Source organism: Humidesulfovibrio sp., from assembly GCF_035560995.1.
GTDB lineage: Bacteria > Desulfobacterota > Desulfovibrionia > Desulfovibrionales > Desulfovibrionaceae > Humidesulfovibrio.
The window spans coordinates 1-14189 of the sequence record NZ_DATMYK010000318.1; the positions used below are offsets into that span (position 1 = coordinate 1).

11 protein-coding genes and 1 pseudogene are annotated in these 14189 nt (G+C 67.1%); 6 read left to right on the top strand and 6 right to left on the bottom strand.

Going from position 1 to position 14189, the window contains the following annotated elements; all coding sequences use genetic code 11:
* The 3 genes and pseudogenes from VN419_RS12740 to VN419_RS12750 all read right to left on the bottom strand — a co-directional run.
* Positions 1-214, bottom strand: a pseudogene (locus tag VN419_RS12740) (hypothetical protein); the annotation flags it as partial.
* An 89-nt stretch (positions 215-303) separates the two neighbouring features.
* Positions 304-702 (bottom strand): response regulator, encoded by a 399-nt coding sequence (locus tag VN419_RS12745; RefSeq protein ID WP_325647596.1) that lies wholly within the window; start codon positions 700-702, stop codon positions 304-306.
* Positions 703-838: 136 nt separating this feature from the next.
* Complete coding sequence (locus tag VN419_RS12750) at positions 839-1681, bottom strand: MBL fold metallo-hydrolase (protein WP_325647597.1); 843 nt, start codon at positions 1679-1681, stop codon at positions 839-841.
* Between the two features lie 211 nt (positions 1682-1892).
* Here VN419_RS12750 and ilvN point away from each other — a divergent pair, with 211 nt between their 5' ends.
* Genes ilvN through VN419_RS12770 form a run of 4 tightly spaced genes read left to right on the top strand, consistent with a single transcriptional unit; the run spans position 1893 to position 5362 of the window.
* Positions 1893-2396: an acetolactate synthase small subunit gene (ilvN, locus tag VN419_RS12755; RefSeq protein ID WP_325647598.1), complete on the top strand. Its 504-nt coding sequence runs from the start codon at positions 1893-1895 to the stop codon at positions 2394-2396.
* A 3-nt stretch (positions 2397-2399) separates the two neighbouring features.
* Positions 2400-3395, top strand: coding sequence for a phosphate acyltransferase (locus VN419_RS12760; RefSeq protein ID WP_325647599.1), 996 nt, complete (start codon positions 2400-2402; stop codon positions 3393-3395).
* Positions 3396-3404: 9 nt separating this feature from the next.
* Positions 3405-4541, top strand: a complete 1137-nt coding sequence (gene buk / locus VN419_RS12765) for a butyrate kinase (RefSeq protein ID WP_325647600.1) — start codon at positions 3405-3407, stop codon at positions 4539-4541.
* Positions 4538-5362: a potassium channel family protein gene (locus VN419_RS12770; protein WP_325647601.1), complete on the top strand. Its 825-nt coding sequence runs from the start codon at positions 4538-4540 to the stop codon at positions 5360-5362. Before buk ends, VN419_RS12770 begins: the two co-directional genes overlap by 4 nt.
* 5 nt (positions 5363-5367) lie before the next feature.
* Here VN419_RS12770 and VN419_RS12775 read toward each other — a convergent pair whose 3' ends face one another.
* Both VN419_RS12775 and mscL read right to left on the bottom strand, forming a co-directional pair.
* Positions 5368-8505 carry a PAS domain S-box protein gene (locus VN419_RS12775; protein ID WP_325647602.1) on the bottom strand — a complete coding sequence of 1046 codons (3138 nt, stop codon included), beginning with the start codon at positions 8503-8505 and terminating at the stop codon, positions 5368-5370.
* A 522-nt stretch (positions 8506-9027) separates the two neighbouring features.
* Complete coding sequence (gene mscL, locus VN419_RS12780; protein WP_325647603.1) at positions 9028-9486, bottom strand: large-conductance mechanosensitive channel protein MscL; 459 nt, start codon at positions 9484-9486, stop codon at positions 9028-9030.
* A 187-nt stretch (positions 9487-9673) separates the two neighbouring features.
* On the opposite strand from mscL, the gene VN419_RS12785 reads away from it, so the two are divergent.
* Positions 9674-12199: a sensor domain-containing protein gene (locus tag VN419_RS12785; RefSeq protein ID WP_325647604.1), complete on the top strand. Its 2526-nt coding sequence runs from the start codon at positions 9674-9676 to the stop codon at positions 12197-12199.
* Positions 12200-12222: 23 nt separating this feature from the next.
* On the top strand, positions 12223-12849 hold the full coding sequence (locus VN419_RS12790; protein WP_325647605.1) for a LysE family transporter: 627 nt from the start codon (positions 12223-12225) through the stop codon (positions 12847-12849).
* Here the strand turns inward: VN419_RS12790 and VN419_RS12795 are convergent.
* Positions 12839-14189: SulP family inorganic anion transporter (locus VN419_RS12795; protein ID WP_325647606.1), on the bottom strand; the 1351-nt coding region annotated here is incomplete at its 5' end. The two genes, VN419_RS12790 and VN419_RS12795, sit on opposite strands and share 11 nt — an antisense overlap.

The following is a 14189-nucleotide window of genomic DNA, read 5'->3' on the forward strand; positions in this document are numbered from 1 at the left end:
CTGCGGTGGCGTAGGTTTCCGCAGGCGCGGCCGTCTGGCCCATACCGGACTGGTCTGCGCCGTCGGGCGCCTTGACCGTGGCGATGCGGCCCAGGGCCTGACCCTGGTCCGTTTCCACCAGCACGTGCTGCCCCACGCGCAACACATGGAGCCCGGAGGCGAAATAGCACACCGGCCCATGATCGCTGAACTTAATCCCAAGAATCTGACTCATGCACCTTCCTGGCGGGAGCGATGCGCTACCCGACGCGGCATCCTGTAGCCGACTTTTGCGCGAAATTCAAACACCGCCGCGCGCGGCCGTCAGCCCAGAAGCCCGTGTTCGCCAAGCTCGGCCATGAGCCGGGCTTCTTCGATAGGTTTCACCAAAAAACTGTCCGCACCGCCGAGGAAGAAGGCCTCGTTGGTTTCACGGTTGTCCTCGACCATGCTCACCACGAAGATAACGCTGCGCTCAACGCCGTCGATGCCCCGCTCTTCCTCAAGCGCGCGCATTTCCTGCAGAGCCTGCTGCCCGTCCATCTCCGGCATCACAAGGTCCATGCACACCAGGTCGTAGGGGCGGCCGTCCTCAAGCGCCTTCTTGAAGGCTCCCACGGCTTCTTCACCGTTAACGGCGATGTGGCATTCCGCCACGGCCCGGAGCATGTCGTGCAGGACCACACGGCTGTAGAAGTCGTCATCCACGATGAGCGCGCGCATCTTCCCCTCCTCGTAACCGGATGCATGCAAAGGCCGCCTCATGCGGCAGGTGCTGGTGTGGCACGTATGGGGGGAGAAATCAAGTGCCCCAACGGTTTGGACGCCCGGAGGGCAAGGGGCCCGCCAAAGAAGGAACTCAGGCGGAAAAGTCTCTGGCCCAGCCCTGGTGGAGCGCCAGACAGTCCGGGTCTCCCGGCCGGGAAAGCAGCCCCCGGCAGCGGGCCAGCAACAGATCCTGGGCCTCGTCCGTGCGTTCCTGATTGTGGTGGAAGAGCCCCAGGGCGCCCACTCCGGCCTCGCGCGCCAGGCGGGCGGCGTCCGCGAAATGGGAATGTCCCCAGCCCCGGCGCTGCGGGTATTCCTCCGGCGTGTACTCGGCGTCGTGGATGAGCAGGTCCGCGCCCTTGCAGAAGGCGGCGTAGTCCGCGAAGGAGAGCCCGCCCCGGTGCCGCAGCGAAAGCTCGTTGTCCGTCAGGTAGACGAGGCTCCTGCCGTCCTCCTCCACGCGGAAGCCCGCGCCCTTGTTCGGGTGCGAGGCCGCCACGCGCCGCACCAGCAGGCTGCCCACGCGCAGGGTTTCCTCCGTATAAGAAAGCACCGAAAGCGTGGAGGGCACCTTGTCCAGCGGCACAGGGAAAAAGGGCGGGCGCAGCGCGCGGGAGAGCACGCGCAACAGGTTCTCTCCTCCGCCGCCGATGCCGCCCAGGGCCAGCCGGGCCTTGGGATTATACAGCAGCTTGAAGAACGGCAGGCCCTGGATGTGGTCCCAGTGGTAGTGGCTGAAAAGCAGGGTCACGTCCGAGCGCTGGCGGGCCGCCAGTTCGCAGCCCAGGGCGCGTATGCCCGTGCCCGCGTCGAGGATCAGGATGTCGTCGTCCTTGGAGCGGATCTCCAGGCAGGAGGTGTCGCCGCCGTAGCTCAGATACTCCGGCCCGGAAACGGGAACGGAGCCGCGCGCGCCCCAGCAGCGCACCTTCATGAAGGCCTCGCTGCGGCCTGCAAACGCGGGAGGGAAATCCAATAGACCATACTTTTCTTTACCCTGCTTGCACAGTATTGGCAAGGCCGGGCCGCGGGTTTGGCCGGGCGCGGGCTTTGCTTCCCGCGCACTTTCCGTTAGGATTTCGACAATACGCGAGCCGAGCGGCGCGCCTGCATCCGCCCGGCGCGAAGCCAAGGAGCCAAGCACCGTGAAACACACCATTTCCGCCCTGGTGGCCAACCGCAGCGGCGTCCTCGCCGACATGGCCGAGGAATTCAAGCGCCGCGGCCTGAACATCCGCAGCATCTCCAGCGGCGAGACCGAGAACCCGGAAGTCTCGCGCATGGTCATCTGCTTCGAATCGCCCAACGGTTTGAACGGCGCCCTGAACGGCGACGACACCAGCGACGTCATCGAGGCCGTGGGCCGCATGGCCTTCGTCATCCAGGTGGACGACCTTTCCCGCCGCGAGTTCGTGGACCGCGAGCTGGTGCTCATGAAGATCCAGCGCGACTGCGAGAGCCTGTCGCAGCTCATGCAGATCCTGGAGGTCTTCCGCGCCGGGGTGGTGGGCCTGGGCGAAAAGAGCATCACCATCGAGCTTTCCGGCGATTCCGAGCGCGTGGAGGGGCTTATCCGCATGCTCACGCCCTTCGGCGTCCTGTCCATGGCCCGCACCGGAAAAATCGCGCTTAAGCGCGGCGACGAGTAGGCCGTGAAAAGCCTGGACGACATCATCCGGGCCGTGCAGGCGCATGGCAGCACCATGCGCGTGGCCATAGCGCCCTGCGCGGAGCGCTTCGTGCTGCGCGCCGCCCTCATGGCGGCCGAAAAAGGCCTGGCCCAGCCAGTGTTCATCGGCCACAGGGAACGCGCCTGCGCCGCGGCGGAAACCCTCTGCCCAAACTTCGCGGACTTCGAGTTCATCGACTGCCCGGACGACAACGAGGCCGTGGCCAAGGCCGTGGACCTGTACCGCCAGGGCAAGGTGCAGCTCATCATGAAGGGGCTGGTCTCCACCGCCACGCTGCTCAAGGCCGTGCTGGCCAAGGACGCCGGGCTGGTGGCCCCGGGCGGCATCCTGAGCCTCGTCACCGCCTTTGACGCGCCCCAGCACCCCCAACACCCGGAAACCTCCGGCGAGCCCCGGCTCATGCTGCTCACCGACGCCGGGGTGAACATCCGCCCCAATCTGCAGCGCAAGATGGACATTCTGAAAAACGCCCTGGAAGTGGCGCGGGCCCTGGGCATAGTGCGCCCGCGCGCGGCCATTCTGGCCGCCACGGAGAAGGTCAACTTCCCGGCCATGCCCGCCACCCTCGACGCCGACCTGCTGGCCAAGATGGCCGACGACGGCGTCTTCGGCGACGCGCTGGTGGCCGGCCCCCTGGCGCTGGACCTCGCCGTGTCGCCGGTGTCCGCCAGACTCAAGCGCATCGACAATCCCGTGGCGGGCCATGCGGACATCCTGCTCACCCCGGACATCGAGTCCGGCAACATCCTGCACAAGGCCTTGAGCACCCTGCTGAACATTCCCCTGGCCAGCGTGGTGGTGGGAAGCCGCGTACCGGTGGTGGTGCCCTCGCGCGGGGACTCCGAGCAGTCCAAGTTCGCCTCCATCGCCCTGGCGGTTTTCCTTGCCCAACACAATGGGGCCCTGCACAACGAGGCCCTGCGCAATACCTCCCCGCCAACCCCAAACAACGCATAACGGCGGCACATGAGCAACACCACAGACACCCGCGTCCTCTGCATCAACCCCGGCTCCACCTCCACCAAGCTCGCCGTGTTCGCGGGCAAGGCCCTCATCTTCAGCGAGGAAGTGCGCCACGCCAAGGAGGAGCTCAACGCCTGCGGCGGCTCCCAGGCCCAGCTGCCCCTGCGCCGCAGGGCCGTGGAGGACGCCCTTTCCCGCCACGGCTGCGAGCCGCTCTTCGATGCCGTGGCCGGCCGCGGCGGGCTGCTGCGCCCCCTGCCCGGCGGCGTGTACGCCGTGGACGACGTGATGCTGGACGAACTGGCGCGCAATCTCCACGGCGAGCATCCCTGCAACCTGGGCGCGCCCCTGGCCCTCAGCTTCGCGCGGGGCTCCCGCTGCCCGGCCTACGTGGTGGACCCGCCCGTGACGGACGAACTGCGCGACATCGCGCGCCTGACCGGCCTGCCGCGCATCCGGCGGCGCACCGTGTTCCACGCCCTTTCGCAGCGCATGGCCGCGCGCCTGGCGGCGGAACGCCTGGGGCTCGACTACCACGACGCCAAGTTCGTGGTGGCGCACCTGGGCGGCGGCGTCAGCGTGGGGGCCCACGACCGGGGCCAGGTGGTGGACGTGACCAACGGCCTGGACGGCGAAGGGCCCATGAGCGCGGAACGCGCGGGCGCCCTGCCCGCCCTGGTGCTGGTGGAGATGATCCAGAAGGGCGCGGACCCGGCCCAGCTGCGCCGCGAAATTTTGACCGCCGGCGGGTTGTACGCCCACACCGGCACCAACGACCTGCGCGAAGTCGAAGAGCGCTTCCGCAAGGGCGAGGCCCACTGCGGCGCGGTCATCGAAGCCCTGGCCTACGCCGTGGCCAAGGCCGCGGGCGGCATGGCGGCCACGCTGTTCGAGGACACGCAGGACGGACCCGCGGCGGTGGTGCTCACCGGGGGCATGGCCCGCAGCGAATATCTGGTGGAGCGCATCGCCCGGCGGGTGCGCTTTTTGGCCCCGGTGCTGGCGCTGCCCCAGGTGGACGAGCTGCTGGCCCTGGCGCGCGGCGCGCAGCTGGCCCTGGCCGGACGCGAGAAGATCCGCAGCTACGCGGCCCTGGTGCGCCAGGCGGAAGGCGAAGGCAGCATGGGGGACGACGCATGAGGCTCGATTCCGGCCAGCAGCGCGTACTGGTGTCCATAGGCCTCATGCTCACGGTGCTGGTCTGCGGCACCCTGGCGCTGATGCACGTGGAAGGCCTGCCCCTGGGCGACGCGCTCTATTTCAGCGTGGTCACCATGTCCACCGTGGGCTACGGCGACGTGGTGCCCTTCACCGGGGCCGGACGCTTCGTGGCCGGCATCATGATCCTCACCGGCGTGGGCTCCTTCATGAACGCCATGGCCGCCACGGCCGACCATCTGCTCTCCCGCCGGGAACAGCGCGAGCGCATGGAAAAGCTGAACATGGTCATCGGCGTGTTCTTCAGCGAGGCGGGCACGGCGCTCATGCGCAAGCTTGCCGCCCTGGACGGGAACCTGCCCGCCCTGCGCGCCGGGCTGCCGCCCCAGCACGACTCCTGGACGGACAAGAGCTTCACGACCTATGCGGACGCCCTGTCCGGGCACCCCTTCCGCGTGCGGGCCGATGTGGCCGCCCTGGGGCGCATCAAAACGTTCCTGGGGGAGAAGAGCCCCCTGCTGGTGCGACTGCTGGAAAATCCCAACCTGCTGGAGCACGAGAGCTTCACCGACCTGCTGTGGGCGGTGCTGCACATCAAGGAGGAGCTGGAGTTCCGCTTCGATCTGGCGGAGCTTTCAAACGCCGACGCCACCCACGTGCAGGGCGACCTGGAGCGCGCCTACCGCCTGCTGGCCACCCAGTGGTTGGACTACATGCGCCACCTGAAGGCCAACTATCCTTACCTGTTCATGACTGCCGCGCACCGCAACCCATTCCTGGAGCCGGAGCCCCTTGAAGGCTAGCCCGGCTAGGGCCTGGGCAGACGCACGATGACCGAGGTGAAGCCGGGCTCGTCGGTGTTCAGCTCCACCCAGCCGTTCTGCGCCTCGGCGAAGAGCTGGGCCGAGTAGGTTCCCAAGCCCGTGCCGCCGGTCTTGCCGCTGGTGGCGTACTTCTCGAAAAAGCAGTCGCGGATGTTCACCGGCACCTCGCCCCGGTTGCGAATGGTGATGCGAGAGCACTCGCCCTGGAGCAGCTCCACCTCCACCCGTTCGCCCGGAGGCGAAGCGTCCAGCGCGTTCTGCACCAGGTTCACCAGCATGGGGTGGCACAGGCGCTCCTCGCCCCAGACAATGAAGCGGTCCTCCGGGGCCAGGGGCCGCCCGCCCAGGCGCACCGTCACCTGCACGCGCTTGACCCGCGCGGAGTCGCCCAGGAGCGCCGTGACCTCGCGCAGCAGAGGCGCAAGGTCGCACGCCGCCGGGCGGCTCTCGTACTGTCCGCGTTCGATCTTCATGAGGTCAAGGGACATGTCGATCTGGCGGAGCATGGTGCGGCCGCAGTCTTCGATGAGCTGCAGAAGCTCCACCTGGGCGTCGTTCAGGTTGCCGTCGTTCTTCATCAGCACGGGCAGATTGATGATGCCGTTCAGCGGGGCCTTGAGGTCATGGCGGATGATGCCGTCGATGTCGGTCTTGAGCTGTTCAAGCTCCTTGCGCTCGGTGATGTCCTGGATGAAGCCGGAGAGCAGGCGCGCGCCGTCCTGGTCGGCCCTGCGGCCCATGAAGCGCACCCAGGCCTGGGGTCCGCCGCCGCGCTCCAGCTTCAGTTCCAGGTCGAAACTCTCGCCCAGCTCCTCCGCCCGCAGAAGGGCAGCACGGAACAGCTCACGGTCCTCCTGGGCCAAAAAGTCCAGGCGGCTCCAGAAATCGGGCATGCCCACACAGGCGCCGTTCAGCTGCACCTCACAGCCCAAAAGCCGCCCGGCCTCCTCGGTCCAGCCGCCCTCGCGCGTGTCCAGATTCACCGAGAACCCGCCGATACGCGCCATGACCTGGGTTTGCCGCAGGAGTTCCTGGCTGCGCGTCAACTCCATCTCGGCGCTTCTGCGTTCGGTGATGTCGCGGATGACCACGATGGTGCCCATGAAGCGCATGTCCTGCCACAGGCCGCAGGAAGACAGCTCGAAGCTGCGGCTGGCCACCTCGGCCTTGCTTTCCCGCCGGGGAACAAGCCGCAGGTTCAGGTTGCGCGTGGAGCGCGGCAGCTGGCGGCGTTCGTTGATGAGCTTCGGCGGGCTGACGGGCGTGTCGCCCGCGCCCAGAAAATGCGGCAACACCTGCTCGCGGTCATGGCTGCGCAAGTCCTCCGGGTGGAAGAAGCTGCTGAAGTGCTTGCCCCGCAGTTCCTCCGGCTCATAGCCGATGAGTTCGCGGCTGGCGCTGTTCGCTTCCAGCAGGTAGCCTTCGGGATCGATGAACCAGATGAGGTCCGGCGAGGTCTGGATCATGATGCGGAACTTTTCTTCGCTCTGGCGCAGGGCCTCGCGCACGCGCTCCAGGTCGGTCACGTCGTAGGAAATGGTGCCCACCCGGTCCGGCCTGCCCGCTGCGTCGCGCAGGGGGAACTTGATGGCCACGAAGTCCCGCAGTTCGCCGTTCAGCGGCAGGGGGCGCTGATAAGTGAGGGGCTTGCCCAGCGCGAGCACCTGGGCATCCTCGGCCAGAATGCCCTGGGCCACTTCCTGCGTGAAAACCTCATCCACGCGCCGGCCCAGAATGGACTGCCCGCGCGAGCGGACCTGGCTGTGCATGCGGCTGGAGAGCAGGTAACGGCCCTCCGCGTCCTTGATGCTGATGAGGGCGGGCGAATACTCCAGCAGGGCGTGCAACTTCTCCTGCTTGGCCCTCAGTTCCTGCTCTATCTTCTTGCGCAGGGTGATGTCCGAGACCATGGCCTCGTAGTAGGCCACCACGCCTTCGGCCGTGCGGATGGCCCGCGCCTCCATGGACAGCCAGACCTTGTCGCCGCTGGCGTGCTTGGCCGTGAATTCCAGGCTGGACACCGTGCCTTCGCGGTCCAGGCGCTCCATGACCTCGCGGCGCTGCTCCGGCTCGGCGTAAACGTCGCGGCCGATGTCGTCCACCTTGCGCAGCAGCTCCTCCGGCTCGCTGTAGCCGAGAAGCCGCGCCATGGCCTTGTTGGCGTCGCACAGGCGCCCTTCCGGGGTGGCCTGAAAGATGCCTGCGACAGAGTTCTCAAAAATTTCGCGGTACTTTATTTCAGCGCTGGAAAGCCGCGCGGTGCGGTCCTCCAACACGCCGGCCATATGATCGAAGGCCAGGGCCAGCTCGCCCAGTTCGCCGCCGCCCTGATGGCCGATGCGGTGGGAATAGTTCCCTTCCGTGAGCTTTTTCGTGGCCAGCCACAGCCCCCTGGTGTGCCGCAGCACAAGCCGGTTGCTGAAGATCCAGGTGGCGAGGAGCACCACGGCGCACATGAGGCCGATGAACCCCACATTTCGCTTCAGGGCGCGGTCCGCGGCGGCGAAGGCCACGTCGGCGGGCATGCCCACGCGCAGGAACAGACCGCGGTCCTGGCTGGCGGAAAGCGGAGACAGGAAATAGATGCGCCGCACCCCGTCCACGCCCACCGATTCCCAAGTATCGCGCCCCTGGCCCACCAGCTCCGGCAGGAAGCTCTCGGCGTCCGGGGCGCTGCGGCCCACGGCGGCGGGCTCGTCAGGGAAGCGGGCCAGGATGGTGCCGGTGCGGTCGATGATCGAGGCCGCGGCACCTTCGGGCAGCGGTTCGTCGTCCAGCACATCGCGCAGGCTGAAGAGCGTAAGTCCGAGCGACAGCACGAAGCGGACCTCGCCGCCGGGCCCGCGCACGGGCATGGCCAGGGGCAGCTCGCCAGCGCCGGTCACCGGGTCGGTCTGGAAATGTCCGACGCTGAAGGCGCCGGTGGCCAAGGCCCTGCGGAACCAGCCTTCCGCCGCGCGGGAGATGTTGTCGACCTGGGGCTGCGAAGCGCACAAGACGCTGCCGTCGGGTCGGAGGATGCTGACATTGTGGTGCTGGGGCAGGAGCAGGGTCTCAACCATGCGCCGGCAGGCGGAGTCGCCCGGCGTCTGCCCTGCGGAAAGCTGGGTCGCCTGCTTCATCAACTCGCGCGTGCGCTCAATGAGCGCATTGCCCGATGCCGCATATGTCCTCGTGAGGTGTCTGCTGCTCTCCACCGCCGAGGCTTTCGCCTGCTGGTGGTCCTCCATGGCCATATATAAAGCCAAACATAGAACAGGGAGCATGGCCAGCAGGACTATAGCCAACAGTCTTGCCCTGAGGCCACTGAGCGCGCTGAAAGGCATGGGGGAACCTCCGCATGACTCCTTGGACAACAAAGACGAAGCACAGAGAGATGCAGTACTGACCTGATTGCGGCTACAACGTTCGCCGGGTCATGCTGTTCGCATGATGCTGTCCCGATTACATACGCAAATGGTCGGCAATGCCAAACACGTAGCGAGACAACACCTGGCCAAAACATGAACGATGAAACCGTGCGTCTCGGACAACCATAAGTCAGAGCCCCTGAAATTCGCAAGTACCTGAGAGAACAAAGAACGTTTTTCCAAGCACAATGCATGCCTCCTTACGGTGGCGGAAAAACTAAAGCGTGGCGTCGCTCAGTCCGAAAGATCGGACGTGCAGTGCGGGCAGCGCACGGCCTTAAGGCTGATGTTCATGGCGCAGAAGGGGCAGTCGCGCGTGCTGGGGGCCGCTTCGGGCTCGTCCTTCTTCTGCATGTCGCGCAGGCGGTTCACCGCGCGCACCACAAGAAAGATGGCCATGCCCACGATGAGGAAATTGATGACCGTATTGGCGAACAGGCCGAGGTTCAGGGTCACGGCTCCGGCCTTCTTGGCCTCGGCCAGGGCCGCATAGGGGCCGGGCACGGCGCCGTCGCGCAGGATGAGATACAGGTTGGTGAAGTCCACCCGCCCAAGCAGCAGGCCGATAGGCGGCATGAGCACGTCGTCCACCAGGGATTTGACGATGCCGCCAAAGGACGCGCCGATGACGATACCCACGGCCATGTCCACCACGTTGCCGCGCATGATGAATTCTTTGAAGTCTTTCAGCATTGGAGCCTCCTGTGTCGCGGTCTTGCGCCCGTGTGGGGCGCGCCTGCGCGTACGTAGCATGCGGGGCATGCCGCGTCCAGCCATCACGTGTTCCGGGGTCAAACATCCCATGCGGTTACGTGCCCTCTTGCTTTTGCCCGCCAGGATGATAACAGCCCTTGCAACACCATCCACCCTGCAGGTGAACATGCGCGCAAAGCCGTCCCCCCAAGCGGTGAGCCAGACCAGGCAGTTCCCGAAACGTTCCGGCCCGCGGCAAGAACCGGGACTGACAGCGCGTGAGTTCGCCCGCGTCCTCGACTCCGTCACCTTGCCCGTCTTTGCCTCGGACAAGCGCGGGCGGCTCGTCTATGTGAACCCTGCCGCCTGCCGTCTGCTGGGCAAACCGGCCGATGCGCTGCTCAACGCGCCGGAGGCGCTTTTCTTCCCCCCTCCGCGCGCCCCCGTGCCGCAAAGCGGCGAACGCGTGCTGGTATGGAACGGGCGTGAGCATGTGGTGCACCTCCTGCGCGAGAAGCTGCCCCTGAACACCCGCGCCAAAGGGCTCACCGCCGGGCATGTCATCGACGTGACCGCCCTGCGCGACACGGAGCTGGCCTGCGCCCTGCACCAGAAGCGCCTGGAAGCGCTGGTGGACAACCTGCCGCTCCTGCTGCACGCCCACGACGACGCAGGGCGCATCGTGTTCTGGAACCGCGAGTGCGAGCGCGTGCTGGGCTATCCGGCCCGGGAGGTGCTGGCCGATCCGCACATTTTCGAGCGCCTGTACCCGGACCCGAGCTATCGCGAGACCGTGCGCGCCTGGCACCGGGAGCCGGAAGGCTTCACGGACCGCGAGTTCCACATGCGCGCGGCCGACGGCAGTGAACGCGTCATCGCCTGGACCCAGGCCCGGCAGGCGCAGCCCGTCACAGGCTGGGCCACCTGGGAGTCCGGCGTGGACGTGACCGCGCGCAAGACCGCGGAAAACGCCCTGACCGAGGCCGAGCGCCGCGCCGAAGCCCTGTTCCAGGCCTCGCCCTTTGGCGTGCACCTCTACCGCCTCACCCCCAGCGGCAGGCTCATCCTGATGGCGACAAACCCGGCCGCGGACAAAATCCTGCACCGCGAGCACGCGACGCTCCTGGGCCAACCGATAGAGACCGCCTTCCCGGAACTCTCCTCGCCGGAGCTGCGCAAGCGCCTGATGCGCACCTGCACCCAGGCCGACACCTGGCAGAGCGGACCGAACGGCTACCGCGACGGGCAGCTGGCCGGGGCGCTGGAGCTGCATTGCTTCCAGACCGAGCCCGGCGTGTGCGCCTGCATGTTCCTGGACCACACGGAACAGATGCGCCTGGAAACCCGCCTGCGGCACCAGGCCCTGCACGATCCCCTCACGGGCATCGCCAACCGTTCGCTCTGCGTGGAGCGCATCGACACGGCCCTGCAGCGCAAGCGCAGAAGGCCCGACTATCGCTACGCCGTCATCTACCTGGACCTGGACCGCTTCAAGCTCATCAACGACACCATGGGGCACACCGCGGGCGACGCCGTGCTGGTGGAGATTGCCGCCCGCCTGCGCGCCAGCGTGCGCGAGCTGGACACCGTGGCCCGCATGGGCGGCGATGAGTTCGTGGTGGTCATGGAGGAATTCGACTCGTACAAGCGGCCTGTCCAGGCCATCCGGCGCATCCGCCAGGCCATGGTCGAACCCATCACGGTGCACGGGCAGGAGCTCACCGTCACGGCCAGCATCGGCTTGGCCCTGGGCCAAACCGCCGCCGCCAGCGCGGAGGAAGTGCTGCGCAACGCCAATCTGGCCATGCACCGCGCCAAGAGCATGGGCCGCAACCGGGTCAAGAGCTTCACGCCCTCCCTGCTGGCGCAGACCCTGAAGGTGGTGCGCCTGGAGAACGAGATGGACCGGGCCATCGCCCGGGGCGAGTTCTTCCTGGAGTTCCAGCCCATCATCCAGCTGGGCGTGGGGCAGCAGCTTTTCGGCTTCGAGGCCCTGGCCCGCTGGAAACACCCGGAGCGCGGGCTCATCATGCCCGGCGAGTTCATCCCCATAGCCGAGGAATCGGGCAAGGTGGTGGAGCTGGGCTACTGGTCCCTGCGCGAGGGCTCGCGCATTCTGAACCGCTGGCGCCAGCGCTATCCGCACCTCGCAAACGCCGTGCTCTCCGTGAACCTTTCGCCCCAGCAGGTGCCCAAGCCGGACTTTCTGCCGCGCATGCGCGAGATACTGCAGGAGACCGGCCTGCCCGCCAAGAACCTCAAGCTTGAGGTGACCGAGACCGCGCTGATGCAGAGCGGCACGCTGGTGCTGAACAAGCTTACGGAACTGCGCGACATGGGCGTGAGCTTCTCCGTGGACGACTTCGGCACCGGGTATTCCAGCCTGGCCTACCTGACGCGGCTGCCGCTGGACCACTTGAAGATCGACCTCTCCTTCGTGCGCATGCTGGAATGCGGGCAGGAAAACCTGGAGATCGTGCGGGCCATCATCCAGCTGGCCACAAGCCTGCGCATGGACGTGGTGGCCGAGGGCGTGGAGACCTTGAGCCAGCAGGGCATCCTGCGGGGCCTGGGGTGCGAGTACTTCCAGGGCTATCTCTTCGCCCGGCCCCTGGGCGAGGACAAAGCCGAGGAATTCCTGCGCCGCTTCGACATGGCGCTCGGCCCCGTGCCCTCCGCCCTGCCGGGGAAGAACCCGGAAAACATGCCCTGAGTCCGGCCGGAAACGCTCCCCAAATGATAAACGGACCCGCCACTGCCGCCATAACGGGCGCGGCTCTTGGCCTTTCGGCCGGGCTTTCCCCGGGCCCGCTGCTGGCGCTGGTCATCGTGCAGACCCTGCGCTACTCCGTGCGCGAGGGAGCCAAGGTCGCGGCCTCGCCCCTGCTGACCGACGCGCCCATCGTGCTCACCGCCCTGGCCCTCACCGCCGGGCTGGCCGCGCACCCCAGGCTGCTGGGCCTTCTGACCTTTGGCGGCGCGGCCTACCTCGCCTTCTGCGCCCTTTCCAGCCTGCGCTTCCGGCCTGATGCCCAGGCCCCGGCCCCGGCGGAACCGAAATCGCTGCAAAAGGGCGTGCTGGCCAACCTGCTGAACCCCAGCCCCTACCTGTTCTGGGGCGGCGTGGGCGCGCCCCTGCTGACCCAGGCCTGGACGGCAGGCGCAAGCGCGGCCCTGGCCTTCCTGCTGGGCTTCTTCTCCTGCCTCATCGGCTCCAAGGTTCTGGTGGCGTGGCTTACCGGCCGCTTCGGGCCGCTCATGGGCAGCCCGGCGTACGCGCTCATCATGCGCGGGCTGGGCCTCATGCTGCTTGGCTATGTGGGCTGGTTCGCGTTCACGGCCTGGGGGCTCCTCACACGCTAGCGGGCTGCTGCGGCTGGTAATGCTCGCCGCCGGGCATGCGCTCGCACTCGCGGAACACGCGGGCCCAGCAGCAGGCGCAACGCTCCGGGTCCAGGCGCTGCACCATCTTGGCGATGGCCAAGCCCTCGGACTCGAAAATGTGCTCGCCACCCAGGCGCTTCAGGCACATGCCCTTTGTGAGCACCTCCTGCACATCCGTCTTGAGGGAGCAGAAGAACATGTCCCGGCCGGAGAGCTTGAGGCGCAGGGCCTCGTTGAAGAGCATGTGGCAGCCGCTGGCGTCGATGAAATTGATGCCGCTGCCCACGATGAGGATGTGGCACTGCTCCGGGAAGGTTTCCATGATGCGGTGCAGTTCCTCGGAGATATGCGTCACCGCGCCGAAGAAGATGCTGCCGTCCAGACGCAGGATCTTGAGCTGCGGGCACTCCTTCACGGGCTTGCGGTCCACGTTCACCAGGGGCCGGCGCAGGTTGTCCGGGTCCGGGGCCAGCACCACGAAGCTGGGGTGCGAGGTGCGCTTCAGATACATCAGAAGCGAAAGGATGACCCCGCAGAAGATGGCGAACTCCATCTGCACGAACAGCGTGGCCAGGAAGGTGACGCCAAGCACCCCGGCCTCGTTCTTGTCCGTGCGCAGAATGTGCCGGATGCCGCTGACGTCCACCAGGTTCACCGCCACCAGCAGGATGACGCCGCTCATGGCGGCCAGGGGCAGATAGGCCGTGAGCGGCGCCACCAGCAGCACGATGGCCGCCAGCAGAAGCGCGGAGAACACGGCGGCCAGCGGCGTCTTCGCGCCGGATTCGAAGTTGAGCCCCGTGCGCGTGAACGAGCCGGACGAGGCATAGGCCGAAAAGAAGCTGCCCACCACGTTGGCCAGCCCTTGGCCGATGAACTCCTGGGAGTTGTCGATCATCTGCTGCGAGCGCACGGCCACGGCCCGGGCGATGCTGACCGCCTCGGCCAGGCCGAGCATGGCGATGGCCAGCGCGCCGGGCACCAGGTGGCGCACTTCGTCGAAGCCCGGCACCGGGAGGGAAAGCGGCGGCAGGGAGTCGGGCAGCGCGCCCATGAGCGTCACCCCGTGCGCGGCCCCGCCGATGAGATGATTGCCCACGCTTGCCGCCAGCATGGCGATGAGCAGCGCGGGCAGCCTGGGGTTCAGCCTGCGCACGGCGAGCGCCACGAGCATGGTGCCCGCGCCGAGGGCGGTGACGTAAGGGTTGAACTGCGGCAAATGGCTGAAAAGATGCCCCCAGGCGGCCACCACGCCGCCTCCGCGCGGAATGGCCAGTCCGAAGAAGCCGCCCAGCTGGCTGGTGAGGATGAGGATCTGT

Excerpts from the sequence above, each read along its gene's own strand:
- VN419_RS12745 (WP_325647596.1), bottom strand. The coding sequence starts at position 702 with ATGCGCGCGCTCATCGTGGATGACGACTTCTACAGCCGTGTGGTCCTG.
- VN419_RS12750 (WP_325647597.1), bottom strand. The coding sequence starts at position 1,681 with ATGAAGGTGCGCTGCTGGGGCGCGCGCGGCTCCGTTCCCGTTTCCGGG.
- buk (WP_325647600.1), top strand. The coding sequence starts at position 3,405 with ATGAGCAACACCACAGACACCCGCGTCCTCTGCATCAACCCCGGCTCC.
- VN419_RS12770 (WP_325647601.1), top strand. The coding sequence starts at position 4,538 with ATGAGGCTCGATTCCGGCCAGCAGCGCGTACTGGTGTCCATAGGCCTC.
- VN419_RS12775 (WP_325647602.1), bottom strand. The coding sequence starts at position 8,505 with ATGAAGCAGGCGACCCAGCTTTCCGCAGGGCAGACGCCGGGCGACTCC.
- mscL (WP_325647603.1), bottom strand. The coding sequence starts at position 9,486 with ATGCTGAAAGACTTCAAAGAATTCATCATGCGCGGCAACGTGGTGGAC.
- VN419_RS12785 (WP_325647604.1), top strand. The coding sequence starts at position 9,674 with ATGCGCGCAAAGCCGTCCCCCCAAGCGGTGAGCCAGACCAGGCAGTTC.
- VN419_RS12790 (WP_325647605.1), top strand. The coding sequence starts at position 12,223 with ATGATAAACGGACCCGCCACTGCCGCCATAACGGGCGCGGCTCTTGGC.